The organism is Streptomyces sp. NBC_00887 (assembly GCF_045207585.1).
Window position 1 is genome coordinate 6,338,709 of sequence record NZ_CP108788.1, and the last position, 26,358, is coordinate 6,365,066.

Consider the following 26,358-nt stretch of genomic DNA (forward strand, 5'->3'; position numbering starts at 1 on the left):
CCCCCTTCACACGCGCTCTCCTGTGCCTCGTCTACGGCCTGAGGTCCTCGCCGTCGATGCCCAGGCCCGGGAGCAGACCGGGGAGAAGGGGCGGCAGGGTCACATCCGGCGCTTCGGACGCGCCGTCCTCCCCACCCGGGGACGACGGGGTGCCGTCGTCCGTCGGGAGGTCGTCGAGCAAGCCGTCCGTACCGCCGTTGATCAGGCCGTCGGCCGGAGTGCTGCCGGATCCGGAGGGCTTGGGCGTGGTGCTGCCGTCCGGGGCGGTGGACGAGGGTGCCGGGCGGTCCGTGCCGGAGGGGCCGGTGCCGTCCGGGGATTCGGGCTGCGTCCCTTCCTCGCTCGTGCCCGGGGTACGGGGAAGCAGGGCCTGGAGCGGCGCGACCTCCTGGTCCATGGCGTCGAAGACGGAGCTGACCTTGTCGCCGATGTCGGCCAGTTGGACGGGCAGCCGGCCACGGAGACTGCTCCAGCTCTCGCGGTGCGAGCGGGAGAAGGAGTCCAGTGTCTGGATCGGCCCGATGGAGCCGTCCCGCTGGTAGGCGGAGTGGAGCAGCCGGTGTCCCTCGGTGGCGTCGTGCGTCATGCCGTTGAGCGTGCGTCTGACCTCCCCCAGTGATTCGTGGTCCATCTCGCCCGAGCGGGCCCGCTCCATGAGGCGGCGGGCTTCGCTGAGGCGGGTCGATGCCTGGTCGAGGTAGACCTCGCCCCGGTCGGCATCGCCGTTGGCCATGGTGAGATTGATGTCCTCCATGCCGCGCTTCAGCCCGTAGAGGGAATCACCCGGCAGGGCGTCGGAACTGGCAGCGGCCACTCCGCCGAAAGCTCCTGCGGCCACACCGACGGTGAGTCCCCCCGCGGTGAGTCCCTTCGCCCAGCGGGAGCGGGGGCGCAATTTCCGGAGCGGGGAGGCCCGGTGGGTTCCCCTGCCCCGTTGTTCGGGCACGGTAGGGCCCGTGGACGCCCCGCCCTCGGCGAACATGGTCTCCATGGCAGCGACGAGCTGGGCTCGCTGCACCACTTTGACCTCTGGATCCAATTGCGGCTTCGGTAGCTCACCGAGGCCGTTCGCCAGGGCCAACAGCGTTCCGTGGTCGGCCGGTTCGGCCGGTTCCTCGGGCTGTACGGCCGCCGCACCCTGGGGCGACTGCTCCTCCAGGGCCTGGGCGAAGGCGTTCGCCCGCCGGTGTGCCGAAACGTTTGCGATCACTGGCGGCACCTCCTCTCGTCATGACGGTCGACTCCCCTGAGCGTCCGGAAGGTTGCGCACCAGACGCGTTTCCACACGATCGAGCGAGTGGACTACGGGTCGCGGTGCGACGACAGGGGGCCTGCATCCGGCACAACGAGTGGCGCGGCGTTTGGGTTACGGACGAAGGATGATCGGACCAGTGTGTCACGTACCCGTCACCAATGGTGATCTCGTCCGTCATCCGAGGTGATCTCAACGGGCGTCGTCGGGCAGGAGTCGGGCGAGTGTTCGGACGGCGCGGTACTGCAGGGTTTTGATCGCGCCCTCGTTCTTGCCCATGACGCGGGCCGTCTCGGCGACCGAGAGCCCTTGCAGGAACCGGAGGGTGACGCACTCCTGCTGTTGTGGATTGAGTCGTCGCACGGCTTGCAGCAGTGCGGCGTTGGAGAGGGACTCCAGGACGGAGTCCTCGGGACTGCGCGCGACCTCGTTCGCGTCGAGCATTTCGCCGGTGGTCACTTCCAGTCGGAAGCGACTGGATTTGAAGTGGTCGGCGACAAGGTTCCGGGCGATCGTGACCAGCCAGGCACCGAAGTCGCGGCCCTGCCAGGTAAAGGTGGAGATGCGGCGGAGGGCGCGCAGGAACGTCTCGCTGGTGAGGTCCTCCGCTGTCGCCTTCCCTCCCACGCGGTAGTAGATGTACCGGTACACGGTGTCGCTGTACTGGTCGTACAGGCGGCCGAAGGCCTCGGCCTCACCGGCCTGTGCGCGCTCGACAAGATCCATCATGCGCGCGCTGTCGCTGTCGGCTGTGGGCCGGCGAACGGCTGACGTGGTCGTGGCGCCGCGGTTGCTGCGTCTTCCGACCGCCGCGCTGCGTTCGGCCAACGCGTAGCAAGGGCCGGCAGGTGCAGGGGTGGCAAATGCGGGGACGGCGTACGCGGTGGGGACGAAGCCGCGCAAGTGGTCGAGGACCGTTGCGCGCAGCGTAGCCAGGCCCGAGGTGTCAACCCCGACGTGTGGGTACACGGGACTCCCAGAGGCAGAGCTTCCATCACGTGCAGTTCGAAAACCGTCACTCGTGGTAGCGGGTGGCGGGCTCCTTGTGCGTCTGAGGAGAATAACGCTTCGTACAGGCCGGGCTACACCCAGTTGCTCAAATCACCGATTCCGTCGCTTCTGTAACCTCTAAGTGACGGAGTAAGTCGCACATCGTGACCGCTTATTGATCGAAATACTTCGTGATCTGCCTGCGGGGGCGACGGGTTGTGGTCGCTCGACGTCAATCCGACTGGCCGGAGGGGTGAGCGGGTGCGGGCGGCCGCCCCCTCCCGATTGGCCGTACGTCCCCGGGCGTGGCCCGCGGCCTGCGGCCCGCGGCCTCGGGCCGTAGGCGGGCGGCGGGTCAGGAGTGGTGGCGGGTCGGGGGCAGCTGGGGGCGGGCGGTGGAGACGGGACCGCGGCGGAGGGTCAGCGGCGGCGGCGGTGGAGTGCGACCGCGGCCGCGGTGCCTCCGGCCAGGGCGCCCACACCGGCGGCGGCCGGGATGCCGACCTTGGCGGCCTTGCGGCCGGTGCGGTAGTCGCGCAGACGCCAGTCCAGGGCGCGGGCGTGCTTGCGGAGCTTGGTGTCCGGGTTGATCGCGTACGGGTGGCCGACCAGCGACAGCATCGGGATGTCGTTGTGGGAGTCGCTGTACGCCGCGCAGCGGTCGAGGTCCAGGCCCTCGGCCGCCGCCAGCGCGCGTACCGCTTCGGCCTTGGCCGGGCCGTGCAGGGGTTCGCCGACCAGGCGGCCGGTGTAGACGCCGTCCACCGACTCGGCGACGGTGCCCAGTGCGCCGGTCAGGCCGAGGCGGCGGGCGATGATCGTGGCGGTCTCCACCGGGGCGGCCGTGACCAGCCAGACCTTCTGCCCCGCGTCGAGGTGGGCCTGGGCTAGGGCGCGCGTGCCGGGCCAGATGCGGTCGGCCATGTACTCGTCGTAGATCTCCTCGCCGATGGACATCAGCTCGGAGACGCGGTGGCCCTTGACGATGGACAGGGCACTGTCGCGGGCGTCCTGCATGTGTTCGGGGTCCTCGACGCCGGCCAGCCTGAACCAGGCCTGCTGCCAGGCGAACCGGGTCAGTTCGCGGCGCTGGAAGAACTTCCGCTTGTAGAGGCCGCGGCCGAAGTGGAAGATCGCGGCGCCCTGCATCACGGTGTTGTCGAGGTCGAAGAAGGCTGCGGCCCGGTCGTCCCCGGCCACCGGGAACACGGGCTCCCCGGCCCTTTCGGCCGCGGTCAGCAGATCCGCGGCGTCTGCGGGAAGAAGGGACTCGTCGGCGGGAAGCGCCGACTTCCGCGCTGCCTCGGCTGCTGCCTCGCCTGCCAGCACGCTCCGTGCTGTCGCGGGGCGCCTGCGGGGGGTGAGCCATCCAAGAGCGGCCATGCCGTGAGCATAGCGATTCTGTTCGGTCCTTCCCGACCTGGCGGGATGCGACCGTGTGAACTCTCCGGGACCGCCGCGTTAAACGGGTGACCCCGGGAGCGGTGCGGAGCGGCGCAGAATGGAGGCATGAGTGCCTTGCTGCGGCGTACGAAGAAGAAGCCTGCCGACCGGGTGGTGACCCTCGTGGGCAAGCCCGGCTGTCACCTCTGTGACGATGCGCGACTGGTGGTGCGCGCCGTCTGTGAGGAGACCGGCGCGTCCTGGGTGGAGAAGGACATCACCGAGGACGAGGACCTCTACAAGGAGTACTGGGAGCAGATTCCGGTGGTCCTGATCGATGACGAACAGCACACGTTCTGGCGGGTGGACCCGGCGAGGTTGCGCACGGCACTGGGTACCCAGTCGAAACCCGGTTAACATCATGGGCGTTTTGAGTGGTCTCGGGGGCGTGGACATGAGGAGTGTGTACCACTTTGCCCCCTTCGAGCCCGCAACGGGGTGATGCGGTCCCGGGTTCTGGGATCGCGCGAGGAATATGCGTGACCCCGGTCACTTTGACCAGACAAAACGGACACTATCTTTGTGCACGCGTTCACAAAGACATAGCCTGCATTCGACGGGGCGGTCTTGGGACATACGGCCGCCTGCAGCCCCGCTCATCCCGCAGGAGCACCGTGGCAACTGGCCGAACTCACCGACCGGCGACCCGTAGCCGAGGAATTCCCGAGGCCACCGTCGCCCGGCTTCCGCTGTACCTCCGCGCACTGACGGCGCTCTCCGAGCGCTCGGTGCCCACGGTCTCCTCCGAGGAGCTCGCGGCGGCGGCGGGGGTCAACTCCGCGAAGCTGCGCAAGGACTTCAGCTACCTGGGGTCCTACGGCACGCGTGGAGTCGGGTACGACGTCGAGTATCTCGTCTACCAGATCTCCCGTGAACTCGGGCTCACCCAGGACTGGCCGGTCGCCATCGTCGGTATCGGTAACCTCGGCGCCGCGCTCGCCAACTACGGCGGCTTCGCCTCCCGTGGTTTCCGGGTCGCCGCGCTGATCGACGCCGACCCCGCCATGGCGGGTACGCCCGTCGCCGGCATCGCCGTCCAGCACACCGACGACCTGGACCGGATCATCAGCGACAACGGTGTGTCGATCGGTGTCATCACCACTCCGCCCGGCGCGGCCCAGCAGGTCTGCGACCGGCTCGTCGCCGCGGGTGTGACCTCCATCCTGAACTTCGCGCCGACCGTGCTCTCCGTGCCCGAAGGCGTCGATGTGCGCAAGGTCGACCTCTCGATCGAGTTGCAGATCCTCGCCTTCCACGAGCAGCGCAAGGCCGGTGAGGGAGCCGCCGCCGAAGGCGACGAGGCCGCGGACGACGCGCCGCCGATGCGCGCCACTCCCGTGAGCCGGAAGGGACCCGACGGGGACATGCCCGCCGTGATGCCGGCATGAGCCTCCTTGTCGTAGGACTGAGCCACCGCAGCGCCCCCGTCTCCGTGCTGGAGCGGGCGTCGCTGTCGCCCGAGGCGCAGACGAAGCTGCTCCAGGACACCCTCGCCGCGGAACCCGCGACCGAGGGAGCGGTGCTGGCCACCTGTAACCGCATCGAGCTGTACGCGGACGTGGACAAGTTCCACGCGGGGGTCGCCGAGCTGTCCACGCTGCTCGCGCAGCACAGCGGTGTCGGCCTGGACGAGCTCACTCCCTATCTCTATGTGCACTACGAGGACCGTGCCGTCCACCACCTCTTCTCGGTGGCGTGCGGGCTGGACTCGATGGTCGTCGGCGAGGGCCAGATCCTCGGCCAGATCAAGGACGCGCTCGCACTGGGCCAGGAGCTCCACACCGCGGGACGGCTGCTGAACGACCTGTTCCAGCAGGCGCTGCGGGTCGGCAAGCGCGCCCACAGCGAGACCGGGATCGACCGGGCCGGGCAGTCGCTCGTGACGTTCGGTCTCGAGCAGCTCGCGGACGGTACCGAGGTCACCGAATGGGCCGCGGGCAAGCGCGCCCTGGTGATCGGCGCGGGCTCCATGTCCTCCCTGGCCGCCGCCACCCTGGTCCGTACGGGCGTCGCCGAGATCGTCGTCGCCAACCGGACCCGGGGCCGTGCCGACCGGCTCGTCGAGATCCTCGCCCAGAGCGGCGGGGCCACGGCACGGGCCGTGGAAATGACCGCAGTGCCGGACGAACTGACACGTGCCGATGTGGTCGTCTCCTGTACCGGCGCGACCGGGCTCGTCCTGACCGCCGAGGCCGTCGCCGGGGCGCTCGGCGTCGACTTCGACACCGCCGCCGAGCCGTCCGCGGCCCGCGCCGCAGAGGCCCCCGCAGAGCTGGACCAGCACGCCGCGTGGGTGGAGAACGGTTCCGCCACCGCCGCCGCACAGGACCGGGCCGTGCGCCGGGTACCCGTGCAGGCCCCGGCCTCCGGCCCCGCGAGGCTCGCCCTGCTCGACCTCGCCATGCCGAGGGACATCGACGGGGCGGCCCACCGCATCGACGGTGTGCGCCTCGTCGACATCGAGTCGCTCGCCGAGGCGTCCGCGGACGCCCCGATGGCCGCCGATGTGGACCAGGTGCGCACCATCGTCGCCGACGAGGTGGCGGCCTTCGGTGCCGCCCAGCGTGCCGCCCACATCACCCCGACCGTCGTCGCCCTGCGCACCATGGCCGCCGATGTGGTGGCCGGCGAGATCGCGCGGCTCGACGGACGCCTCCCCGACCTGGACGAGAAGCAGCGCGCCGAGATCACGCAGACCGTGCGCCGCGTCGTCGACAAGCTCCTGCACGCGCCCACCGTGCGGGTCAAGCAGCTCGCCAGCGAGCCCGGTGGCGCCGGGTACGCCGATGCGCTGCGCGAACTCTTCGACCTCGACCCGCAGACGGTGGCCGCCGTCTCCCGGGCAGACCTGAACGACCCGAATAGAGGGCGGTCATGACCGACAACTCACCCCTGGGTGGGGAGACCACGAAGCCGCTCCGGCTCGGCACCCGGCGCAGCAAGCTAGCCATGGCGCAGTCCGGCATGGTCGCTGATGCGGTCCGTGAGGTGACCGGGCGCGCCGTCGAGCTCGTCGAGATCACCACGTACGGCGACACGTCCCGCGAGCACCTGGCGCAGATCGGCGGGACCGGCGTGTTCGTCGTCGCGCTGCGCGAGGCGCTGCTGCGCGGCGAGGTGGACTTCGCCGTCCACTCGCTCAAGGACCTGCCGACCGCACAGCCGGAGGGCCTCGTCCTGGCCGCCGTACCGGAGCGCGAGGATCCGCGCGACGTACTGGTGGCCCGGGACGGGCTGACCTTCGCGCAACTGCCGTCCGGTGCCCGTATCGGCACCGGCTCGCCGCGCCGCATGGCGCAGCTCAACGCGTACGCCCGGTCGCACGGCCTCGACATCGAGACCGTGGCGATACGGGGCAACGTCGATACGCGTATCGGTTTGGTACGGAGCGGGGAGCTGGACGCGGTGGTACTCGCCGCCGCAGGGCTCAGCCGCCTCGGCCGGACCGGTGAGGTGACCGACTTCCTGCCGGTCGACACCGTCCTGCCTGCTCCCGGTCAGGGAGCACTGGCGATCGAATGCGCTGCAACCAGCGCGGACCTCGCCGCAGCGCTCGCCGAGCTCGACGACCCGTACACCCGGGTCGCCGTGACCGCCGAGCGCGCCCTGCTCGCCGCCCTGGAGGCCGGCTGTTCCGCACCTGTGGGTGCGCTGGCCGACCTCCTGGTCGACGGGCAGACTGTCAACGAACTGCGCCTGCGCGGTGTCGTCGGTTCCACCGACGGCGCTTCCATGGTGCAGCTGTCCATCACCGGTCCCGTCCCCACGTCGCACGACGACGCGGCGGCCCTCGGTCGCGAGCTCGCGACCGAGATGCTTGCCAAGGGTGCGGCCGGTCTTATGGGGGAGCGAGCACTTTGAGCCCCAACGGCCCCGCCGCATCCGATTTTCCGGTCCTGTCCGCAGGGCACGTCACCTTCCTCGGCGCCGGTCCCGGCGACCCGGGACTGCTGACCCTGCGCGCCGTCGAGGCGCTCGCGAGCGCGGACGTCCTTGTGGCCGAACCCGACGTTCTCGACGTCGTTCGCTGCCATGCGCGGGCAGGGGTAAGCACCCCTGAGCTGACGGTTGTTGACATGGCGTCAACAGCCGTCGGGGTACCCGTTCTCAGGGACGCCGCCAATCTTGTCATGGAGGCCGCGAAGGGTGGCAGGCGGGTTGTCCGTGCCGTCGCCGGCGACCCCGGCCTGGACGGCAACACGGGCGTGGAGATGCTCGCCTGCGCCGCAGCGGGCGTGCCTTTCGAGGTCGTTCCCGGTGTGGCGAACGCCGTCGGCGTGTCCGCGTACGCCGGTGTGCCGCTGCGTGACGCGCAGGGCGCCGACGTGCGTTTCGTCGACGCCCGTACCGCCTCGGACCGCTGCTGGTCCGAGGTCGGCGCGAGCGACGCGACGGCCGTCGTGTCCACGTCGCTCGACTCGGTGGCCGCGGCCGCGGGGGAGCTGGTCTCGGCGGGCCGCAAGCCCGACACCCCGCTGACGGTGACGATCGCGGGAACGACGACGCGCCAGCGCACCTGGACGGCGACGCTCGGGACGATCGCCCAGGTCCTCAAGCAGGCCAAGGTCCTCCCCTCGCCGGACGGGCACCAGCCCGTCATAGCCGTGGTCGGGGAGCGAAGCTCTGCCGCCCAGCGCGACCAGCTCGCGTGGTTCGAGTCCAAGCCGCTGTTCGGCTGGAAGGTGCTCGTACCGCGTACGAAGGAGCAGGCGGCGTCGCTCTCCGACCAGCTGCGTTCGTACGGTGCCGTCCCGCACGAGGTCCCGACGATCGCCGTCGAGCCGCCGCGTACGCCCCAGCAGATGGAGCGCGCGGTCAAGGGCCTGGTCACGGGCCGGTACGAGTGGATCGCCTTCACCTCGGTGAACGCGGTGAAGGCCGTACGGGAGAAGTTCGAGGAGTACGGGCTCGACGCCCGTGCCTTCGCGGGGATCAAGGTCGCGGCCGTCGGTGAGCAGACTGCCGCCGCGCTGGTCGACTTCGGTGTGAAGCCGGATCTGGTGCCTTCCGGCGAGCAGTCCGCCGCCGGTCTGCTGGAGGACTGGCCGCCCTACGATCCGGTCTTCGACCCGATCGACCGGGTGTTCCTGCCGCGTGCAGACATCGCCACGGAGACGCTGGTGGCCGGGCTGATCGAGCTCGGCTGGGAGGTCGACGACGTCACCGCGTACCGCACGGTCCGCGCCTCGCCGCCGCCGGCCGACACCCGTGAGGCGATCAAGGGCGGCGGCTTCGACGCGGTGCTCTTCACCTCGTCCTCGACGGTCCGCAACCTGGTCGGCATCGCGGGCAAGCCGCACAACGTGACGGTGATCGCGTGCATCGGTCCCGCCACGGCGAAGACCGCCGAGGAGCACGGCCTGCGGGTCGACGTCCTGTCTCCGGAGCCGTCGGTCCACAAGCTGGCCCAGGCGCTGGCGGACTTCGGTGCGCAGCGCCGGGACGCGGCCAAGGAGGCAGGCGACCCGGTGACGCGTCCGAGCGAGCGGCGCCCGGGCGCGAGACGCCGTCGGACGACCACCTGAGTGTCGGTACCGGATGTGCGGGCCCGGCTGCTTCCTCGTGAAGCGGCCGGGCCCGCTGTCCGTGGGGCGGCAGTGTTCTCCGCCCGCTGCTTGCCGGGCCCGGTTTACCGGCTCGGCTGTCGGTAAACCGGTGATGTGTGCGGGTCTAGTCTCGGAGGATGACCGATTACGGAAACTTCCCCGGCTCGCGGCCCCGGCGGCTGCGGACGACGCCCGTCATGCGGCGCATGGTCGCCGAGACCAGGCTGGACCCCGCGAATCTGATCCTTCCCGCGTTCGTGCGTGAGGGCATCGACTCCCCGGTCGCCATCTCGGCCATGCCCGGCGTGCAGCAGCACACCCTGGACACCCTGCGGAAGGCCGCGGTCGACGCGGTCGCGGCCGGGGTCTCCGGGATCATGCTCTTCGGTGTCCCGCTGGACGAGAAGAAGGACGCCCGCGGCACCGCGGGCACCGACCCGGACGGCATCCTCCAGGTCGCTCTGCGGGCGGTACGGGAAGAGGTGGGCGACGACCTCGTGGTCATGTCCGACCTCTGTCTGGACGAGTACACCGACCACGGCCACTGCGGGGTGCTGACCGAGGACGGCCGCGTCGACAACGACGCCACGCTGGAGCGATACGCCGAGATGGCCCAGGTCCAGGCGGACGCGGGCGCCCATGTGGTGGGTCCCAGCGGCATGATGGACGGCCAGGTCGGGGTGATCCGCGACGCGCTGGACCAGACCGGGTACGAGGACGTGTCGATCCTCGCCTACACCGCGAAGTACTCCTCCGCGTTCTACGGGCCGTTCCGTGAGGCGGTGGGCTCCTCGCTCAAGGGCGACCGCAAGACGTACCAGCAGGACCCGGCGAACATCCGTGAGTCGATGCGCGAGCTGGCGCTCGACCTGGAGGAGGGCGCCGACATGGTCATGGTCAAGCCCGCCGGACCGTACCTGGACATCCTCGCGAAGGTCGCCGACGCGGTGGACGTGCCGGTGGCGGCGTACCAGATCAGCGGTGAGTACGCGATGATCGAGGCCGCCGCGGAGAAGGGCTGGATCGACCGGGACGCGGCGATCCTGGAGAGCCTGACGGGGATCCGGCGTGCGGGTGCGCAGATGATCCTGACGTACTGGGCGACGGAGGTCGCGCAGCGGCTGGGGCGCTGAAATCGGAGGGCTGGAGCGGGTCACGGCAGACCGTGGCCCGCTTTTCACTGCCATGAAGAACTCTGACGCGGTTGTGAGAACCCGGCTTCTCACTATCTGCGCACCGATAGAGCTTCACATTCCGACGGGGAGGCGCTAGGTTTAACTCATCGCGGTGAGGGGGCGTCAGCTCGACTCTCACCGCAGGAACAGTGACGCCCCGCACTGCCCAATTGCGGTGGGCAGTACAGGGCGTAACACCAGGCTCTGCCCTGGGCTGTGTGCTATGCGGCGAAGCAAGCGGTGACAGGACTCCAAGGCGTACCCCGGAACCGTAACACGTTGACCGGGCGGAAGGAAGTGCAGCGATGACGAAGAGCAGTGAGGAGCAGTTAGTCGAGGCCATCTCTCCGGAGCGGTTCCAGCCGTTCCTGGAGGAGTGCCACGGCGACGTGGTGGTGGCACTGCGGCTTTATGCCTGGGACGCGGAGGCAGCCCGGGCGCTGCACAGCCCTCTGCGTGACCTGGAGGTGAGCCTGCGCAACAGGATCCACCGACAGCTCACCGGTAAGTTCGGCCGGAGCGACTGGTGGAACCTGAAGCGGGCGGAGCCCAACCGCTGGGCCATGGACGACATCCGTGACGCCGAGTCCCGGCTGGTGCGACGCGGAAGCGGCAACGCTCCATGTGATGTCGTCGCCACGCTGTCGTTCGGTTTCTGGGTGGGACTGCTCAGCACGGGTGGTCACGGAAATTACGACATGAAGTACTGGTACCCGGCGCTGCGGCACTGCTTCAAGGGGGTGCGGCGCCAGGATCTGCACGACCAGCTGGAGGTCATGCGGACTCTGCGTAACCGGATCGCGCACCACGAGCGCGTCTCGCACCGCCACCTGGAGGAGGACTTCCGTACGGCCGTCGAGCTGACGGCCCTCGTCGCGCCCGAGCTGGCGGCGCGCCACCAGAAGTACAGCCAGGTCCCGGCGGTCCTGGCCCGCAAGTCCCGGGTCCTCTCGGGTGAGGAGGAGATTGTGCTGTGACGGAGCAGCGGCGGTACGAGCCGGTGACCCTCGGCGAGATCAAGGAGCTCGCCGAGGTCGGCCGGCCCACGGTCAGCAACTGGCGACGCAGACACGCATCCTTTCCTGACGCGATCGGTGGCACCGAGAGCAAGCCTCTGTTCGATGCCGAGGAGATCGGGAAGTGGCTCGACGAGAGGCCTGTGCCCAATAGCGAGCCGCATCCGGACGGCACGCTGCCGACCTACGGGGATCGCTTCCGTGACGGGCTTCGGCTGCGGAGGCTGGTGACTCTCGCACACGGGACACTTGGGGCCGACGAGCTGATCGTCCAGGCGCTGGCTGTCGCGGCGATGGAGGGGGAGGGCGGGGGCACCGTCGAAGAGAGCCTGCCTGTCAGCCTTCTGTCCGACTTCGACCGCGCGGATTCCGAACTGGTGCGTACCGTGCGCGATCTCGTCGCAGAACTGGGGAGCGCCGGTGCGGCGGCTGAGGCAGTGCTCCAGTTGGCCCGTCGGCTTGAGTCCGATCTCGCGATGGACGCGACGCCTCGGGCGGTTGTCGAACTGATCGATGCGCTCGCTGGGCCCGTTCTGTCAGTAGTGACGGAGCAGACGGTTGTGCTCAACCTGTGTGCCGGGACCGGAGACGTACTGCTGGAACTCGATGCCGATGACGGCGGGAACCGTGTTGCCGCGGTGGAGCCCGACCCGGTGAGGCGGAAGGTACTGGAGTACCGGCTACTGGCGCACTGGGCCGCGGGAGAGATCTTGGTCTGCGCCGAGCCGTGGGAGCTGGACGAGGTCCGCCCGCGAGCCGAGTGGTCGCTCGTTCCGGTTGCCCCGGACCCGACGGCATCGAGTTTTCCCGATGCGGACTTCGTGGTCGCTGACCCGCCGTACGCCTCCGGAGAGCGCGAACGCGATGAGGAGGGTCCGCTGCGATGGGCGTGGGAGACGATGCGGCGTCTGGGGCCGGAAGGCCAGGGACTTGTGGTCGTTCCGTCCTGGACGCTCTCCCGGCCGCGTGGCGGAGTCATGACCGCCAACGCGCGGATGCGCGAGGACTTGTTCAAGGCCGGTGCCGTTGAGGCGATCGTCCAACTGCCCCGTCGCATCCATACCTTCCGCACCGGCGCCGAGCACGCCCTGCTGGTGCTGCGAGGAGAAGCCCGGAGTTCGCGGGAACCCGCGCAGGTGCTGCTGATCGATGCCGACCGCCTGGCTCGCAGGGTCGGTGATGCCTGGCCGGAGAACGTTGTGGGACTGCTGCGGAGCAGGGAGACTCCGGTGTCCCAGGAGGCCCAGAGTGTGCCGACGGCCGCCCGCCCCGGCAGCGCCTCCCTGCTGGACGGGCGTTCCGTACTGCCCGCGCATCGGCTCGCGTCGCCGGAGAAGGGCCTTGATCATTTCGCGGCGACAGTGGAGGCACGGCAGGACGCGTACGCCGCGCTGCCGCACCTGAAGCAGTGGATCGGCGATCTCGGGGTCGGGAAGAGGGAGCACCGTGCCGAGCACTTCAAGATTGGCGGGCAGCTGAGGGCAGGGCAGCTCAAGATCCTGTCCGGGCACCGCATCAGGGAAAGCGACATCGGTGAAGCGGGTGTCCCGGTCATCGGCCGGGAAGAGATGCTGGGCGCTCTGCCGATCGGGAAGCGGCGCATCATGCTGGAGGATCTCGCCGCCTACCCGCAGAGCCTGATGACCGAGCAGGGCGACGTTTTTCTGCTCACCGAGCACGGTGTCCGCACACAGGTGGACGACGCGGGCGGCTGCGTCCTGCTGGCGCCGGTGCAAGGGCTGAGGATCGCCGCTTACAGGAAATACCTGATGGACCTGGCGGAGGGTGAGACGGTCCGTCCGGAGAGGCTGTGGATGCGCCCGCATGCGCTGGCCCGCCTGCTGGCCGCACCTCGCAATCAACAGCGCGGCAGCGGATCGCTCGTACGACGGGTGAGCGTGAAGGACATGGACCTGCCGCAGTTGCCGGTGGAGGAGATCGCCGACCTCGAGGCCGTACTGGCTGAGACGGAACGCCACCGTGCCGACGTGCGGCGGCAGTTGTCGGCGTTGGACTCGTTGGCCGAGCGGCTGGCGGCGGGTGTCGCGGATGGCGATCTGCGACTGCGTAAGCGGTCCGAGCCTGGTTCCCCGGTCTGACGCACCCTTTTTGAACCACGAGAGAAACGAGTGCCCCGTGCCACCCCGTAAGAAGACCGAACCCGCTGACATGAAGCAGATCCTGTGGCAGGCCGCGGACAAGCTGCGCGGCAGCTTGGACGCCGCCGCCTACAAGCACTTCGTGCTGGGCCTCGTCTTCCTCAAGTACGTCTCGGCCGCGATGAGCGAGAAGCGGACTCAGCTGGAGGCCGAGATGCGGGAGGAGGGCGGCTGGAGGGAGGAGGACATCCTCGTCACGCTGGAGGAGCGGCTCGAGTACACCGGTGCCGGCATCTTCTACGTGCCCCAGACCGCCCGATGGGAAGCCGTCCTCGAACGGGCCGGCACGACCGTGGAGGGGCAGACCGTCGGTGAGGCGATCGACGCGGCGATGCTGGCGATCGAGGCGCAGAACCCGGCGCTGAAGAAGACCCTGCCGAAGATCTACGCCAGCGGACGGGTCGATGAGGAACGCCTCGTCGGACTGATCAGGCTGCTGGACCGGCTCGCTTTCCAGGAACAGCTGGGTGTCGACGGCCGCCGTAAGGGCGCGCGCGACATCATGGGGGAGGTGTACGAGTACTTCCTGGCCGAGTTCGCGCTCAAGGAGGGCCGCAAGGGCGGGGAGTACTTCACCCCGGAGAGCGTGGTCCAGCTGCTGGTGGAGGTACTGGAGCCGCAGCAGGGCGAGCGGGTCTACGACCCGGCGTGCGGGTCGGGCGGCATGTTCGTGCAGGCGGAGAAGTTCATCGAGTCGCACGGCGGCAACCCGCTGAACGTGTCCGTGTTCGGCCAGGAACTCAATCAGACGACCTGGCAGTTGGCCCATATGAATCTGGCCATCCATGGTGTCGAGGCCAACCTCGGTGACGAGCCCGCCGACACCTTCCGCAACGACCAGCACCCGGCCCTCAAGGCGGACGTGGTGATGGCCAACCCGCCGTTCAACATCTCCGACTGGGGCGGGGAGATGCTGGGCATGGACAAGCGGTGGGTGTACGGGGCTCCGCCCGTCGGCAACGCGAACTACGCGTGGCTCCAGCACATGATCAGCAAACTCGCGCCGAGCGGCCGGGCGGGCGTGGTCCTGGCCAACGGCTCGATGAGCAGCAAGCAGTCCGGCGAGGGCGACATCCGCCGGGGCATGGTCGAGGACGACCTGGTGATGTGCATGATCGCGCTGCCTGGGCAGTTGTTCCGGTCGACGCAGATCCCGGCGTGCCTGTGGTTCCTCGCGGAGGGGAAGGGGCGGCACTCGGGGTGGGTGCGGGGGCGCAAGGGCGAGGTCCTGTTCGTCGACGCACGTGAGTTCGGCTTGATGAAGAACCGCACGCTGCGGGAGTTGACTCCGGAGGAGATCGTCGGCCGTATCGGTGACACGGTGCGGGCGTGGCGGGGGGCGGAGGGGGCGGGGTCCTACGAGGACGTGCCCGGGTTCTGCGCGAGCGTGGGCGTCGACACCATCTCGGAGCACGACTTTGTGCTGACACCGGGGCGGTACGTGGGGACGGCGGAGGCGGAGGTCGACCCGGACGCGGAGCCGGTGGAGGCGAAGATCGCGCGGCTGACGACTCTGCTGCGGGAGCAGTTCGCGGAGTCGGAACGGTTGGCGAAGGTTGTCCATGAGCAGTTGGGGAGGGTGTGATGACCCGGGTCGAGCGCCTCGGTGACCACGTCGACGTGGTCACCGGCTTCCCTTTCAAGAGCCACGACTACGTGGAGAGCGGGATTCGCCTGCTCCGGGGTGACAACGTCGGGCAGGGCAGGATCCGGTGGTCCGGTGCGAAGTATTGGCCCGAGGACCGAGCCAAGGAGAGCGCCCGCTTCTATCTGTCGGCCGGTGATGTCGTGCTGGCGATGGACCGCCCGTGGATCGAAGCCGGACTGAAGTATGCGGCGGTGTCGGAATCGGATCTCCCGTCCTTGCTGGTGCAGCGGGTGGCGCGGCTGCGGGCGAAGGAGGAACTGGCCCAGTCGTTCTTGCGCTACCTGGTCGGAAGCCGGCCGTTCGTGGACTACGTCCTCGGCGTCCAGACCGGCACGGGCATCCCGCATATCAGCGTCGGTCAGATCCGCGACTTCCGCTTCCAGTGGGTGCCCCTCAGCGACCAGCAGGCCATCGCCGAGGTGCTCGGCGCGCTGGACGACAAGATCGCGCTCAACGAGCAGATCTGCGTGACCGGCTTGGATCTGGGCGACTCCTGCCACCAACGGGTGATCGACCGAGGCGGCCCCGCACCGTACGCGACCCTCGGTCAGCTCATGGCCGAGGGGGCGCTGCAGTTCGGCGACGGATACCGGACCAAGAAGGCTGAGCACGGCACGCCGGGGCTTCCCATTCTGCGGGTTGCGGAAGTAGGGATGGGGATGATCACCCCCACGTTCGGCGATTACGTCCGGGAAGAGTTCCGTTCAGCGATGGGGAAGAAGACCTCCCGCCCAGGAGACGTTGTCCTCACGACCAAGGGGACCGTTGGCCGGGTGGCCATGATTTCCCCCCACGACGCCGAGTTTGTCTACAGCCCCCAGGTCTGTTTCTTCCGGCCAGTGGGCGATGCTCCGATTTCAGCCCCCTACCTGTTTCACTGGCTGCGGGGCCATGAGTTCTGGCGCCAGGCTGCCGGAATGAAGGGCCAGACCGACATGGCGGACTACCTCAGTCTCAGCGACATCCGGTCGCTGAAGATCTCGCTGCCCACGGAGTTGGATCTCGCTGCGTTCGACCGGCAATGCGCACCGCTGCATGCCCGCGCCGAGGCGGCGAGGCTCGAGAACCGTACCCTCACCGACCTCCGTGACACCCTCCTTCCCCAACTCATCGCCGGCAGGATCCGCATCAAGGACGTCACCCGCGTCGTGGAGGAGGCCGTATGACCGACGCCGGATCGCAGGCTCACCCCACCGGCGAGCCCCCCACCGACCGGCTCACCGAGCAGGAGCTGGAGCTGCACGCTCTCGGAGTGCTTGGTGAGATGGGGTGGCAGCACGTGCCCGGGGCCGAGTTGGGGCCCGCGTACGGGGTGCGGAAGGGGTGGGGGGACCTCGTCCTGTACCCGAACCTCCGCAAGGCGATCCGGCGTCGCTACCCCCAGCTGCCCGAGAGCGTTGCCGACGACGTCATACCCCTGCTCCTCACCCAGCTCACCCAGCACGACCTGCGCGAGAACCACCGGTTCTACGAGCGGTTGACCGGTGGCGTCTCCGTCCCGTACGACGACCCCGCCACCGGCGACACGCGCCACGCGGTCATTCGGCCCGTCGACTTCGGCGATCCCCACGCAAACGATCTGATCGCCGCCAGCCAGGTACGGGTCAAGAGCGTCAAGGACCGGACGTTCATATTCGACATCGTCCTGTACGTGAACGGGCTGCCGCTCGCCGTCATCGAGCTGAAGAAGGCCGACAGCAACGACAGCGCCCACACCGCCTACGACCAGCTCCAGGGCTACCGGCGGGAGCTGAAGCAGACCGGTACGTTCGCCACGTTTCTCGTCATGCTCGCCTCCGACGGGATCACCGCCCGCATGGGCACCCCATTCACGCCCTGGCAGCACATGGCCCCCTGGCACGCGGACGACCACGACCGCATGCTGCGCAAGCACCAGCGCGAGGACGGGCGGGCTCTGGAACGCATGCTGTACGGGGCGTTCGAGCCGGCACGTCTCCTGGACCTGGTCGGGCACTTCCTCTCGTACTCCGCAGAGAAGTCGGGCGACGTCAACACGGTCAAGCTCGCCAAAGCGCACCAGTACATCGCCGTGAACGCGGCTGTCCGGGCAACCGAGTCGGCCCTCGCTACCGACGGGAGGGCGGGGGTTGTCTGGCACACGCAGGGGGCGGGGAAGAGCGAGGAGATGCTCTTCTACGTGGGGAAGGCGGCCTCGACGCCCGAGCTGTCCAGTCCGACCTTTGTCATGCTGACGGACCGGATCGACCTCGACGACCAGCTGTACCGGACGTTCGTTGCCAGTGACACCCTGCGCAGGAGGATCAAGGAGGAGCCGCAGACGGCCGACGACGCGGGGCGGCTGCGTGAGCTGCTGGACAGTCCGAAGAGTAACGGCGGGGTTGTCTTCGCGACCCTGCAGAAGTTCCGGCTGACCGAGGCCGAGCGCAAGGCCGGCGTCCGGCACCCGCAGATCTCGCCGCGCCGTGATGTGATCGTCGTCGTCGACGAGGCGCACCGTAGCCACTACGACTTCATCGACGGCTACGCCCGCAATCTACGTGACGCCCTCCCGAACGCCACCTTCATCGCGTTCACCGGTACCCCGATCAACAACAGCACGGGCAGCACACAGGGTGTCTTCGGCGGGAACATCCACACCTACGACCTCACCCAGGCCGTGGACGACGGGGCGACCGTTCCCGTCTTCTACGAGCCCCATCTCGTCAAGGTCGACCTCATCAAGGAAGCAGACCTCGACGATCTGGACGCCCGCGCGGAGGGCTTGATCGAAGGACTGAGCGAGGACGAGAAGCGTGCCGCCCGGCAGCAGTTCGGGCGGTACGAGCAGTTGATCGGTTCTCCCGCCCGGATCCAGGAGCTGGCCGGTCACCTGCTGGAGCACTGGGACGCCCGCAGCAAGCAGATGGAGAAACTGACGGACTGGAAGGGCAAGGGCATGGTCGTCTGCGCCTCCCGAGCCATCGCCGCGCGGCTGTTCGAGGAGGTGATCCGCCGTAAGCCGGACTGGGCGGGGGAGCGCGACCCGAAGTCGGATCTGCTGACCGACACCACCGGGCGTATCCGAGTCGCCTTCACGGGGAACGCGGCTTCCGGCGATGAAGAGGTCGCTGACTACGTCCGTACGCCCGCCCAGCTGAAGAAGATCCAGGAGCGGGTGACCAACCCCGATGACGAACTGGAGCTGGTGATCGTCCAGTCTCTTTGGCTGACCGGCTTCGACGCACCGCCTCTGCACACCCTCTACCTGGACAAGCGCATGCGCGGGGCCGCGCTCATGCAGGCCATCGCCCGCGTCAACCGCACCTGGCCCGGGAAGCCCTCCGGGCTGGTCGTCGACTTCCAGGGGGTCATACGGGAGATCAAGGAAGCCCTCGCCGAGTACTCCGAGCAGGACCAGGCGGACCCCATGCTGGGTGCGGACCTCGCGGGTGCGGTCCAGATCGTCCGGGAGAGTCACCAGCAGATCGTGGACATCCTGCACGGGTGCCGGTGGAAGAGAACCCTCGCCGTGGGTGGGCCCCGCTCATATCGCGAGGCCCTTGTCGAGGTCCTGGAGTTCCTGATCACGCCGGAGCCGGGGCTGGAGCCTGAACAGGCGACTCGCAGGCAGCGGTTCATGTATCACTCAGGTCTGCTCCGGCAGGCTTTCTCGCTCTGCCCGACCGATCAGCGTGTGCAGGATCTGCTGCCCGACATCCGGTTCTTCGAGACCGTGAGGAAGTCGCGGGAGAAGTACACGGAGGAAGAGCGACAGGAGCAGGACGAAACCACAGCGGCGGACATGGAGGTGCCCATCGCCCAGCTCCACGCCTCGGTTATCGCGGCCGACGGCGTCGTGGACATCTACGACGCTGCCGGCCTGACCAAACCGGATCTGTCCCATCTGGATGAGTCCCTTCTGCGGAAGCTCCAGGCGTCCAAGCATCCGAACCTGGCTATCGAGGCGCTGCGCCGGGCGTTGCTCAAGGAGATCCGGGATGCCCATCCCCGTAACCTGACCCGGCAGGAGAGCTTCACGAGCCGCGTACGGGCCGCGATGAACCGGTACACGAACGGGCTCCTGACAGCGGCCGAGTTCATGAAGTTCCTCATCAAGCTGGCGCAGGAGGTGTCCGCCGACCGGGGCCGGGCCAAGACGCTCGGGCTGACGGAGGACGAGCTGGCCTTCTACGACGCGCTGGCTGCCGACCCCTCGGCGGTCGAGCAGATGGAGGACTCGATTCTCGCGCGGATCGCGCACGAGCTGTACGAGCAGATCCGCAAGGACGTCACGGTCGACTGGAAGCTGAAGGAGCAGGCCAGGGACCGGATCATGGCCCGGGTGCTTCGGCTCCTGCGCAAGTACGGGTATCCGCCGGACAAGCAGCCTGCGGCGATCGAGCGGGTGCTGAAGCAGGCGGAGGACCTGGCAGAGGCAATGGCATGAACCGGCGCTCGAAGCTCAAGCTTCGGGACTCGGGCTTCGGGACTCGGGTTCCGAAGCCGAGCTTTGGGAGGGGCGGGATCACTCATTCGGGGGTGCCGGGAAGGCGGCGGGCCCGAAGCTCGAGCCTCGGGATTCGGGCGTCGGGATGCGGGTTCCGGGATTCGAGCGCCTTCTTTCAACCGGTAGGTAGAGGAAGGGTTCGGGTACACCTCCCCGACCTCCCTGACCCGTCACGGCCAGCAAGTATGACTAATTGTGGCCGACTTGCGGCGGAGAGTCGCGACTGCTTACGGTGCCGGAAACGAACGACCCCGACGCGGTGCTGACAACACCATGCCGGGGTCTCACCCCAAGATCGAATCGAGCGATCCCGTGGCTACCGAGCACCTTAGCTCTGCCCTGCGCGCCCCCGCATTCTCGCGCCCGTACCCGATGGCCAATCCCGGATACGGCAAGCGATCCGCCCCGGACCAACAGCCTCGCGGCGCCGCCGACTTCATGATGCTGCCACCCCGGGAGCGCAGCATCGCCGGGTTCATCGACCAGCTGCCCGACGGCGCGGCCATGGACGTCAAGGGCCTGGCCAAGCAGTTGCCGCTCTACGGGCAGCAGGCGGTCGGCTCGGCCCTGAAAGCCCTGTCCGTCGCCGGGTATCTGCGCCGTGTGCGCTGCCTGGTGACCGGCGAGGGCGGGCAAGTGCGGTGGGTCTTCCGCACGTTCTGGTCCCGCACCGCCCGCGACAACGAGTGGTGGGGGAATCTCGTGGGCACCGAGCGTAGGCAGCCGACGGTTGTCGAGCCCGTGGTCGTTCAGCCGGTGGCCCCCGTCGTACCGCAGCAGCGGACGCAGGAGCCGGCTCCGCCCGTGCTGGAGGGTGACTCGCCCGCGTACGCCGCCCTGGCGCGACTCGGCCGCGTCGATGCCCGTCTGGCGCTCTCCGCCGCCGACTGCGCGGTCCTGGAGCCGCTGGCCGCCGAGTGGTTCACGCGTGGCGTGGACGCCGACTACCTCGTGCAGGCGCTTGTCGCCGGGCTTCCCGCCGGGGTCGACTCGCCGGTCGGCTTCGTACGCCGCCGTCTCACGGACAAGATCCCGCCCCAGGTGTCCGCCGCCCCGGTGCTGCCCGCGCCCGGAACGCCCGTCCGGCGAGTGATGATGGAATGCACCAAGTGCGGTGTGCCCGGCCGCGCCGAGGCGCTGCCCGATGGCCTCTGCCGTGCCTGTCGGCAGCCTGGTCAGGGGGCGCCGGAGGCCACCGCCGAACTGCTCGCCGAACGGGATGTGCGTACCTACGTCGCCGAGCTTCGCGATCTGCTCAAAGCCCCCTGATCGCCCGGTCAGCGCCGGGCGGCGAACGCGGCGAAGGCCGACCAGGTAGTGGGGGCGACGGTGAAGGTGGGGCCCTCGGGGGTCTTGGAGTCGCGGACGTGGATGGCGGAGGGGTGCGCGGAGACCTCGATGCAGGCGCCGCCGTCGCTGCCGCTGTAACTGGACTTGAACCACGTCAGTGGGTTGCTCATCCGTCTCCTGGCATCCGATCCAGCAGGCCCGTGGTGTCCTCAGCGTTCAGGGCTTGCGTCCGCAGCATCGCATATCCCTGAGACAGGATGATGCTGACCTCGTCAGGGTCGGAAATGAGCTGACTGCCTCCAGAAGCACGAATAGGCCGTCAAGCGCGGCGTGCGACTGTCGCCCGACGGGCGTGATCTGAATAGTGATCCCCGGCAGGGCCGAGCATTGCAGTAGATGCCGGACTGCGTTCGGCCGAGCGTGACATCCTGATGATTCAGGACACCAGGCCGTGACGGTAGGCGTAGACGACCGCCTGGACGCGGTCGCGGAGGCCGAGCTTGGTGAGGATGCGGGAGACGAAGGTCTTGACCGTCTCACGGCTGATCACGAGGGTCGCTGCGATCTCGTTGTTGGAGAGGCCGTCCGCGATGAGGCGCAGGACCTCCTGTTCACGGGGGGTCAGGGGGCTGTCGGGTTCCGTGGAATCGGAGGGCCGGATGCGGGCCGCGTACCTGCCGACGAGCCGTCGCGTCACCTCGGGGTCCAGCAGGGCGGCGCCGGAGGCCACGGTCCGGATGCCGTGCAGCAGCTGGGAGGGCGGTGCGTCCTTGAGGAGGAAGCCGCTCGCGCCCGCGCGCAACGCCGTGTAGACGTACTCGTCGAGGTTGAACGTCGTCACCACCAGCACCTTGGCGGGCTGTCGGACTCCGGCGCCGGCCAGCAGGCGGGTGGCTTCGATGCCGTCGAGGACCGGCATACGGATGTCCATCACCACGACGTCGGGGAGCAGCCGGCCGGCGAGGTCGACGGCGGTCTGCCCGTCCCCGCATTCGCCGACGACCTCGAGATCCGGCTGGGCGTCGACGATCGTCGAGAGTCCGGTGCGCACCAGTACCTGGTCGTCGCAGATCAGGACCCGGATCGGTGTGGTCATGACGGGCTCCCGGCAGGTATACGGGCCCGGACGACGAAGCCGCCGTCCGGGTGCGGGCCTGCGTGGAAGTCGCCGCCCAGGACGTCGACCCGTTCGCGGAGACCGGCCAGGCCCCGCCCGCTTCCGCCGGGGAGCGCGCCCTGCGCCTTCGGGCCGGGGCCGTCCGTGCCGACCTCCACGGTGATCTCCCTCTCGTTGTGGTGCACACGGACCGAAGTGCAGCTGCCCTGGGCGTACTTGAGGGCGTTGGTCAGGGTCTCCTGCACCACCCGGTAGGCCACGAGGTCGGCGCTGCCGGCCGACCGGGCCGGGGTGCCCTCCTCCGTGAACTCCACGGGCTGCCCGGCCTGCCGCGTCTGTTCGACGAGGGTGAGGAGCCGCCCGGCGTGCGGTGTCCTGGGCTCGGTGCCGTGGCCGGGGTCGAGCAGGTCGAGCAGGTGCCGCAGATCGGTGATGGCCGCACGGCCGGTTTCCGTGACGGCCGTCAGGCTCTGGTCGAGACGGTCGGGCGCGGCGGTCAAGTAGCGTGCCGCCTCGGCCTGTACGACCATCGCCGTCACGTGGTGGGTCACCACGTCGTGGAGTTCGCGGGCGATGCGGGCGCGTTCGGCGGTGCGGGTGTCCTCGGCGACGCGGCGGCGGTGCTCGACCTCGGCGAACCGGGTGGAGCGGTACCACGTCCCGACGGCCCACGTGAGGGCCAGGAGCAGGTAGAACGTCACGAACTCGCTCGGCGGTTCACCCGGGCCGAGCTGGTGGAGCGCGACCGCCAGCGACACGTACGCCGCGGTGAAGAGGATCGCGGTGGCGCGCCGGTGGTGTTCCAGGCGGGATCCCACGCTCACCAGTGCGATGGCCAGCGCGGCACCCGCGAGCGAGTGGTAGCCGCGGAGCTGGTCGACGGCGAAACCGAGCGACACCAGGGTGAGGGAGAGGGCCGGCCACCGCCGACGCCCGGCGAGCGGGAGGCACTGCAGGGCGATGGCCGCCACGGCCAGGGCGTCGTAAGGGCGGTTCGGCAGGCCGCCGACCTCCGTTCCGTTGCTGCGGAGCACCGGGAGGAAGGACGCGGTGAGGAGCAGCAGCGCGAGCGGGAGGTACCAGCCGGTGGTGCCCGAGCGGCGCCACAGTTCCCGGAGCCGCCGAGGACCGTTCATCGGGGAAGTGTAGTGGGGGCGGCGGCCTTGTCGGCGCGCCTGCGGCGGGGCACCAGGTTGCCGCGCCGGTGGGCGAGCCACAGGAACGCGGCCGTCATCAGGACGCCGGCCAGCACCGCGTACACACTTCCTTCGGGGCCGAAGTCGCCTCCGGTGATCAGCTTCGGTCCCGAGGTCACGGTGTCCAGCAGTCCCTGTGGGGTGTTGTTGCCGGAGACCTCGGTGCTGAAGATGCCGGCCGCCGCGAAGTTCCAGCCGAGGTGGAGGCCGATCGGCAGCCACAGGGTGCGGGTGGCGGCGTAGGCGGCGCCGAGCATGCCGCCGGCCTCGATGGCGATGGCGATGGCGCCCCACAGGTCGGCGTGGGGGTTCAGCAGGTGCATGAGGCCGAACAGCGTTCCGGTCAGCGTCAGTGCGATCCACGTGCCGGCGTACTCCTCGACGATTCGGAACAGGACGCCGCGGAAGAGCAGTTCCTCCGTCACGGCCGCGACCGCCATGAGGCCGAACAGCCCGACTGCGCCGTGCACGGAGGCCAGGCCGTCGATCTCGTAGTGTCCGAGGAGGGCGATGTTCGCTATGACGGCCCCGAACATGGCGACGCCCATCAGCGCGCCCCGGCCGATCGCGGGCCCGGCGCCGGTTCGGGCCACCTCGGTGGAGGGGCGGTGTTCGGTCCGCCGCACCACCCAGCCGTAGGCGAGTACCGCGAGTACGGACACCAGGAGTCCCACGGCGAGGCTGAGCCACGGGTCGTCCTGTACGGCTGCGACGGCCTGGTTGCCGACGAAGGAGACCGCCACGACTGCCGCCAGTTGCCATACAAATCTCATGAACGCTCCTTTGTGGGAGCCGCGGCCGGGGTGCCGCGGCGCTTCGAACGCTACGGATCGGGCGGCTTCGAATCGTCACCTCATGGTGGACACCTGCGCGTAGCTCGCATGGGGGACAAGTCCCCTGGGTGTGGGTGCGGTCTGGGCGCGGGCGGGGTGTTCCTGGGCCGTTCGCCGGGTGGGCGGTCCGTGGCGATCAAGGTGGCGCACGGCTCGCCGGTGCATCAGCCGGAGTTCCGCTCCCGGCTCCGCAGCGAGGTGCAGGCCCTGCGCGCGGTCGTTCTACGGGCAGCCGTCGCCGGGCTGCGCGATCTGCTCAAAGCTCCCTGACCGCATCACGTCAGGGCCAGTCGACGAGGGCCACGAACGCGATGAAGGCGCAGAGCGCGACGGCAGGGGCGGTCACCGCGAGCAACACGCGGTTCGCAGCGTGCCGTTGGTGCCACGGCACGACCCAGCTCGCCACCAGAACGGCCAGGGCGAGTACGAGGCCCGTGCACAGCACCGCCCATCCGGAGTCGAAGCTGCGGGAGAATCGGTCTTCCTGCGCGCCCTCGCACGCGTCGCAGGCCATGGGGGAGAGCCCGCCGAAGAACAGGGCGAGAGCGGCTCCCGGCAGTGTGACGACCGTGGAGACCAGAGGGGCTGTCCAGGCTTTCGAGGCGCGGGTGACGAGCAGATCGGGCGTGTCATCGGGCATGCACCCGATTCAACGCGGCACCCGGCCCCGGCACATGAGTGCTCCTACGCAAGGCCGACCCCGAGGGGGACGCGATGCCGGGCCCTCTCGACGGGAGGGCGGTCAGACCCCATGATGTCTGTCATGGCCACGACACGACTGGGTCCTGCCCTGTCCCTGACCGCTGCCCTTGCCCTTGCCGTGATCTTCACCGGATCCGCGCACGCGGATCCGACGGTGCCGGAACACGCCGTCATCGTCTGCGACAGCGCCAGCTTCTATGCGAACTACGACAGTTCCTCCGGACCGGCCGGGCTCAAACGGACCCTGCTGCGTGGTGACAAGGTCGGACACACCCGCGGCGCACACCCCGTCTACAACGGATGGGCGGCCACCTTCGACTTCGGCCCCAACGACTGGGGCTTCGTCAGGCAGGAATGCCTGGGCGGCTTCGGATCCTGGTGACCCCACACCCCACACCCGTGAAGGACCCCCCCATGACCCGCACCAGCAGGCGCACCACCCTCGTCCTGGCCCTGACCGCCGCCATGGCCGTCCTGACCGTCAACCCCGCCACCGCCGCCAACGGCACCGTGGGGCAACGCGAAACCGTCTGCGCCCAGGACCTCTTCGTCCGGGTCACCGCCCCCCACGGGGCCTGGATGGGCACGCTGTACCGCGGGCAGACCTTCCTGGTGGAGGAAGCCGGCGGGGACTGGGTCTACGGCTTCGCCTACGGCGACATCAACCGACGGGGCTGGGTCCAGAACGGCTGGTTCTGCTGACCCCGCCCCCATGGGCCCCTGACATGTGGAACAGGCTCAGTCCCACCAGAACGACCATGTCTCCTGACCCAGGAGGTACTTCTCGGCGTAGGCGTCCAGACCGTTCGGAGGGGCCGCGTCGATGGTGTCCGGGCAGAACGCGAAGTGCTCGGCGGCCAGCGCCCCGGCCTCCGCCGCGGTCGTGGGAGGCCGTCCCACGGACACGGTCAGGGTGTCGAAGCCGAGCGCCACGACCCGGATGTCGAAGCGGTCCTCCCAGGAGCGCAGCACCGTGCACAGCCGGGCCACGTCGTTCTCGTAGTTGAGCGGGCCCGACCAGCCGATCGCCGCGGGTATGTCCGCGCTGCGCCGGGCGGGCACGAGCGCCAACCGCGCGCCCTCGGCGAGCTGGTCGGCCATGTCCCCTGCCAGTTCGTCCGGGGTCTCGGACGCGCTCGCGGACGGGGTGGGCGCGAGGCCGGGCCACTCGGCCCCGTCCTCCAGCTCGTCGGAGGCGTACTCCTCCCAGAACTCGCCGAGGACGTCCTCGGCGTCGTGGTCCCCCGGGTACGAGGTCCCGGCCGGGTTGAGGTCCCAGTACTCGGGCCACTGGGCGCGGCGCCCGCCGTCCACCAGCACCGGGAGCAGGCCGAGCGGCCTTCCGGTCGCCCTCAGCCGGGCCCAGTCGCCCGGCTGCGCCGGCTCGTCGGCGTACCAGAGCAGGGGCTCGTGCCAGGGGTCGTCGATCGTGGTGTCCACGAGTGTGCCCGGTGGAAGGTCCAGCAGGGGCAGGGGATTCGGGAGCGTCGCCATGCAGGTGACTCTAGGATCCGCCACTGACA

At 69.3% G+C, this 26,358-nt stretch carries 24 protein-coding genes; 15 read left to right on the forward strand and 9 right to left on the reverse strand.

Going from position 1 to position 26,358, the window contains the following annotated elements; all coding sequences use genetic code 11:
• Window positions 1-31: 31 nt before the first annotated feature.
• The 3 genes from OG844_RS29050 to OG844_RS29060 form a co-directional block, all read right to left on the reverse strand.
• A complete protein-coding gene (locus tag OG844_RS29050) occupies window positions 32-1,210 on the reverse strand; it encodes a DUF5667 domain-containing protein (RefSeq protein WP_406394236.1) in 1,179 nt (392 codons plus the stop codon).
• Between the two features lie 234 nt (window positions 1,211-1,444).
• Entirely contained in the window at window positions 1,445-2,221 is a 777-nt protein-coding gene (locus OG844_RS29055) for an ECF subfamily RNA polymerase sigma factor, BldN family (RefSeq protein WP_329209862.1), read from the reverse strand.
• Between the two features lie 441 nt (window positions 2,222-2,662).
• Window positions 2,663-3,625: an HAD family hydrolase gene (locus OG844_RS29060; RefSeq protein ID WP_406394237.1), complete on the reverse strand. Its 963-nt coding sequence runs from the start codon at window positions 3,623-3,625 to the stop codon at window positions 2,663-2,665.
• A 126-nt stretch (window positions 3,626-3,751) separates the two neighbouring features.
• Here OG844_RS29060 and OG844_RS29065 point away from each other — a divergent pair, with 126 nt between their 5' ends.
• The 12 genes from OG844_RS29065 (at window position 3,752) to OG844_RS29120 (ending at window position 20,966) form a co-directional block, all read left to right on the forward strand.
• Window positions 3,752-4,042, forward strand: a complete 291-nt coding sequence (locus tag OG844_RS29065) for a glutaredoxin family protein (protein ID WP_406394238.1) — start codon at window positions 3,752-3,754, stop codon at window positions 4,040-4,042.
• Between the two features lie 257 nt (window positions 4,043-4,299).
• Complete coding sequence (locus OG844_RS29070; protein WP_406394239.1) at window positions 4,300-5,073, forward strand: redox-sensing transcriptional repressor Rex; 774 nt, start codon at window positions 4,300-4,302, stop codon at window positions 5,071-5,073.
• Window positions 5,070-6,563, forward strand: coding sequence for a glutamyl-tRNA reductase (locus tag OG844_RS29075; RefSeq protein ID WP_406394240.1), 1,494 nt, complete (start codon window positions 5,070-5,072; stop codon window positions 6,561-6,563). Before OG844_RS29070 ends, OG844_RS29075 begins: the two co-directional genes overlap by 4 nt.
• On the forward strand, window positions 6,560-7,546 hold the full coding sequence (hemC, locus tag OG844_RS29080; RefSeq protein WP_406394242.1) for a hydroxymethylbilane synthase: 987 nt from the start codon (window positions 6,560-6,562) through the stop codon (window positions 7,544-7,546). The genes OG844_RS29075 and hemC overlap by 4 nt, the downstream gene beginning before the upstream one ends.
• Window positions 7,543-9,210, forward strand: a complete 1,668-nt coding sequence (locus OG844_RS29085) for a uroporphyrinogen-III synthase (RefSeq protein ID WP_406394244.1) — start codon at window positions 7,543-7,545, stop codon at window positions 9,208-9,210. Before hemC ends, OG844_RS29085 begins: the two co-directional genes overlap by 4 nt.
• A 158-nt stretch (window positions 9,211-9,368) precedes the next feature.
• Window positions 9,369-10,364 (forward strand): porphobilinogen synthase, encoded by a 996-nt coding sequence (hemB, locus tag OG844_RS29090; protein WP_406394245.1) that lies wholly within the window; start codon window positions 9,369-9,371, stop codon window positions 10,362-10,364.
• Between the two features lie 347 nt (window positions 10,365-10,711).
• Window positions 10,712-11,383, forward strand: coding sequence for a hypothetical protein (locus tag OG844_RS29095; protein ID WP_406394247.1), 672 nt, complete (start codon window positions 10,712-10,714; stop codon window positions 11,381-11,383).
• The gene (locus OG844_RS29100; protein WP_406394249.1) at window positions 11,380-13,521 is read left to right on the forward strand and encodes an N-6 DNA methylase; all 2,142 of its coding nucleotides are present in this window, start codon (window positions 11,380-11,382) and stop codon (window positions 13,519-13,521) included. Before OG844_RS29095 ends, OG844_RS29100 begins: the two co-directional genes overlap by 4 nt.
• A gap of 37 nt (window positions 13,522-13,558) precedes the next feature.
• The gene (locus OG844_RS29105; protein WP_406394251.1) at window positions 13,559-15,166 is read left to right on the forward strand and encodes a type I restriction-modification system subunit M; all 1,608 of its coding nucleotides are present in this window, start codon (window positions 13,559-13,561) and stop codon (window positions 15,164-15,166) included.
• The gene (locus OG844_RS29110; protein WP_406394253.1) at window positions 15,166-16,395 is read left to right on the forward strand and encodes a restriction endonuclease subunit S; all 1,230 of its coding nucleotides are present in this window, start codon (window positions 15,166-15,168) and stop codon (window positions 16,393-16,395) included. Before OG844_RS29105 ends, OG844_RS29110 begins: the two co-directional genes overlap by 1 nt.
• Complete coding sequence (locus OG844_RS29115; RefSeq protein ID WP_406394255.1) at window positions 16,392-19,637, forward strand: type I restriction endonuclease subunit R; 3,246 nt, start codon at window positions 16,392-16,394, stop codon at window positions 19,635-19,637. The genes OG844_RS29110 and OG844_RS29115 overlap by 4 nt, the downstream gene beginning before the upstream one ends.
• Before the next feature lie 372 nt (window positions 19,638-20,009).
• The gene (locus OG844_RS29120) at window positions 20,010-20,966 is read left to right on the forward strand and encodes a MarR family transcriptional regulator (protein WP_406394257.1); all 957 of its coding nucleotides are present in this window, start codon (window positions 20,010-20,012) and stop codon (window positions 20,964-20,966) included.
• 8 nt (window positions 20,967-20,974) lie between these two features.
• On the opposite strand, the gene OG844_RS29125 is transcribed toward OG844_RS29120, so the two are convergent.
• The 4 genes from OG844_RS29125 to OG844_RS29140 form a co-directional block, all read right to left on the reverse strand.
• A complete protein-coding gene (locus tag OG844_RS29125; RefSeq protein WP_406394258.1) occupies window positions 20,975-21,157 on the reverse strand; it encodes a DUF397 domain-containing protein in 183 nt (60 codons plus the stop codon).
• Window positions 21,158-21,423: 266 nt separating this feature from the next.
• Window positions 21,424-22,083, reverse strand: coding sequence for a response regulator (locus OG844_RS29130; RefSeq protein ID WP_406394259.1), 660 nt, complete (start codon window positions 22,081-22,083; stop codon window positions 21,424-21,426).
• The gene (locus OG844_RS29135) at window positions 22,080-23,240 is read right to left on the reverse strand and encodes a sensor histidine kinase (protein ID WP_406394260.1); all 1,161 of its coding nucleotides are present in this window, start codon (window positions 23,238-23,240) and stop codon (window positions 22,080-22,082) included. The genes OG844_RS29130 and OG844_RS29135 overlap by 4 nt, the downstream gene beginning before the upstream one ends.
• Window positions 23,237-24,073, reverse strand: a complete 837-nt coding sequence (locus OG844_RS29140) for a CPBP family intramembrane glutamic endopeptidase (protein WP_406394262.1) — start codon at window positions 24,071-24,073, stop codon at window positions 23,237-23,239. The genes OG844_RS29135 and OG844_RS29140 overlap by 4 nt, the downstream gene beginning before the upstream one ends.
• A gap of 189 nt (window positions 24,074-24,262) precedes the next feature.
• Between OG844_RS29140 and OG844_RS29145 the strand changes: the two genes are divergently transcribed.
• Window positions 24,263-24,403: a hypothetical protein gene (locus tag OG844_RS29145; RefSeq protein WP_406394264.1), complete on the forward strand. Its 141-nt coding sequence runs from the start codon at window positions 24,263-24,265 to the stop codon at window positions 24,401-24,403.
• Window positions 24,404-24,413: 10 nt separating this feature from the next.
• Here the strand turns inward: OG844_RS29145 and OG844_RS29150 are convergent, their stop codons facing one another.
• Window positions 24,414-24,773: a hypothetical protein gene (locus OG844_RS29150; RefSeq protein WP_406394266.1), complete on the reverse strand. Its 360-nt coding sequence runs from the start codon at window positions 24,771-24,773 to the stop codon at window positions 24,414-24,416.
• 123 nt (window positions 24,774-24,896) lie between these two features.
• On the opposite strand from OG844_RS29150, the gene OG844_RS29155 reads away from it, so the two are divergent.
• Both OG844_RS29155 and OG844_RS29160 read left to right on the forward strand, forming a co-directional pair.
• Window positions 24,897-25,217: a hypothetical protein gene (locus OG844_RS29155; RefSeq protein WP_406394268.1), complete on the forward strand. Its 321-nt coding sequence runs from the start codon at window positions 24,897-24,899 to the stop codon at window positions 25,215-25,217.
• A gap of 32 nt (window positions 25,218-25,249) precedes the next feature.
• Complete coding sequence (locus OG844_RS29160) at window positions 25,250-25,537, forward strand: hypothetical protein (RefSeq protein WP_351171602.1); 288 nt, start codon at window positions 25,250-25,252, stop codon at window positions 25,535-25,537.
• 36 nt (window positions 25,538-25,573) lie between these two features.
• Here the strand turns inward: OG844_RS29160 and OG844_RS29165 are convergent, their stop codons facing one another.
• Entirely contained in the window at window positions 25,574-26,329 is a 756-nt protein-coding gene (locus OG844_RS29165; RefSeq protein ID WP_406394270.1) for a DUF4253 domain-containing protein, read from the reverse strand.
• Window positions 26,330-26,358: the final 29 nt, after the last annotated feature.

Coding starts and splice junctions, on each gene's coding strand:
- OG844_RS29140 (WP_406394262.1), bottom strand. CDS start 24,073: ATGAGATTTGTATGGCAACTGGCGGCAGTCGTGGCGGTCTCCTTCGTC.
- hemB (WP_406394245.1), top strand. CDS start 9,369: ATGACCGATTACGGAAACTTCCCCGGCTCGCGGCCCCGGCGGCTGCGG.
- OG844_RS29095 (WP_406394247.1), top strand. CDS start 10,712: ATGACGAAGAGCAGTGAGGAGCAGTTAGTCGAGGCCATCTCTCCGGAG.
- OG844_RS29155 (WP_406394268.1), top strand. CDS start 24,897: ATGGCCACGACACGACTGGGTCCTGCCCTGTCCCTGACCGCTGCCCTT.
- OG844_RS29165 (WP_406394270.1), bottom strand. CDS start 26,329: ATGGCGACGCTCCCGAATCCCCTGCCCCTGCTGGACCTTCCACCGGGC.
- OG844_RS29160 (WP_351171602.1), top strand. CDS start 25,250: ATGACCCGCACCAGCAGGCGCACCACCCTCGTCCTGGCCCTGACCGCC.
- OG844_RS29065 (WP_406394238.1), top strand. CDS start 3,752: ATGAGTGCCTTGCTGCGGCGTACGAAGAAGAAGCCTGCCGACCGGGTG.
- OG844_RS29135 (WP_406394260.1), bottom strand. CDS start 23,240: ATGAACGGTCCTCGGCGGCTCCGGGAACTGTGGCGCCGCTCGGGCACC.
- OG844_RS29110 (WP_406394253.1), top strand. CDS start 15,166: ATGACCCGGGTCGAGCGCCTCGGTGACCACGTCGACGTGGTCACCGGC.
- hemC (WP_406394242.1), top strand. CDS start 6,560: ATGACCGACAACTCACCCCTGGGTGGGGAGACCACGAAGCCGCTCCGG.
- OG844_RS29075 (WP_406394240.1), top strand. CDS start 5,070: ATGAGCCTCCTTGTCGTAGGACTGAGCCACCGCAGCGCCCCCGTCTCC.
- OG844_RS29130 (WP_406394259.1), bottom strand. CDS start 22,083: ATGACCACACCGATCCGGGTCCTGATCTGCGACGACCAGGTACTGGTG.
- OG844_RS29125 (WP_406394258.1), bottom strand. CDS start 21,157: ATGAGCAACCCACTGACGTGGTTCAAGTCCAGTTACAGCGGCAGCGAC.
- OG844_RS29150 (WP_406394266.1), bottom strand. CDS start 24,773: ATGCCCGATGACACGCCCGATCTGCTCGTCACCCGCGCCTCGAAAGCC.
- OG844_RS29115 (WP_406394255.1), top strand. CDS start 16,392: ATGACCGACGCCGGATCGCAGGCTCACCCCACCGGCGAGCCCCCCACC.
- OG844_RS29060 (WP_406394237.1), bottom strand. CDS start 3,625: ATGGCCGCTCTTGGATGGCTCACCCCCCGCAGGCGCCCCGCGACAGCA.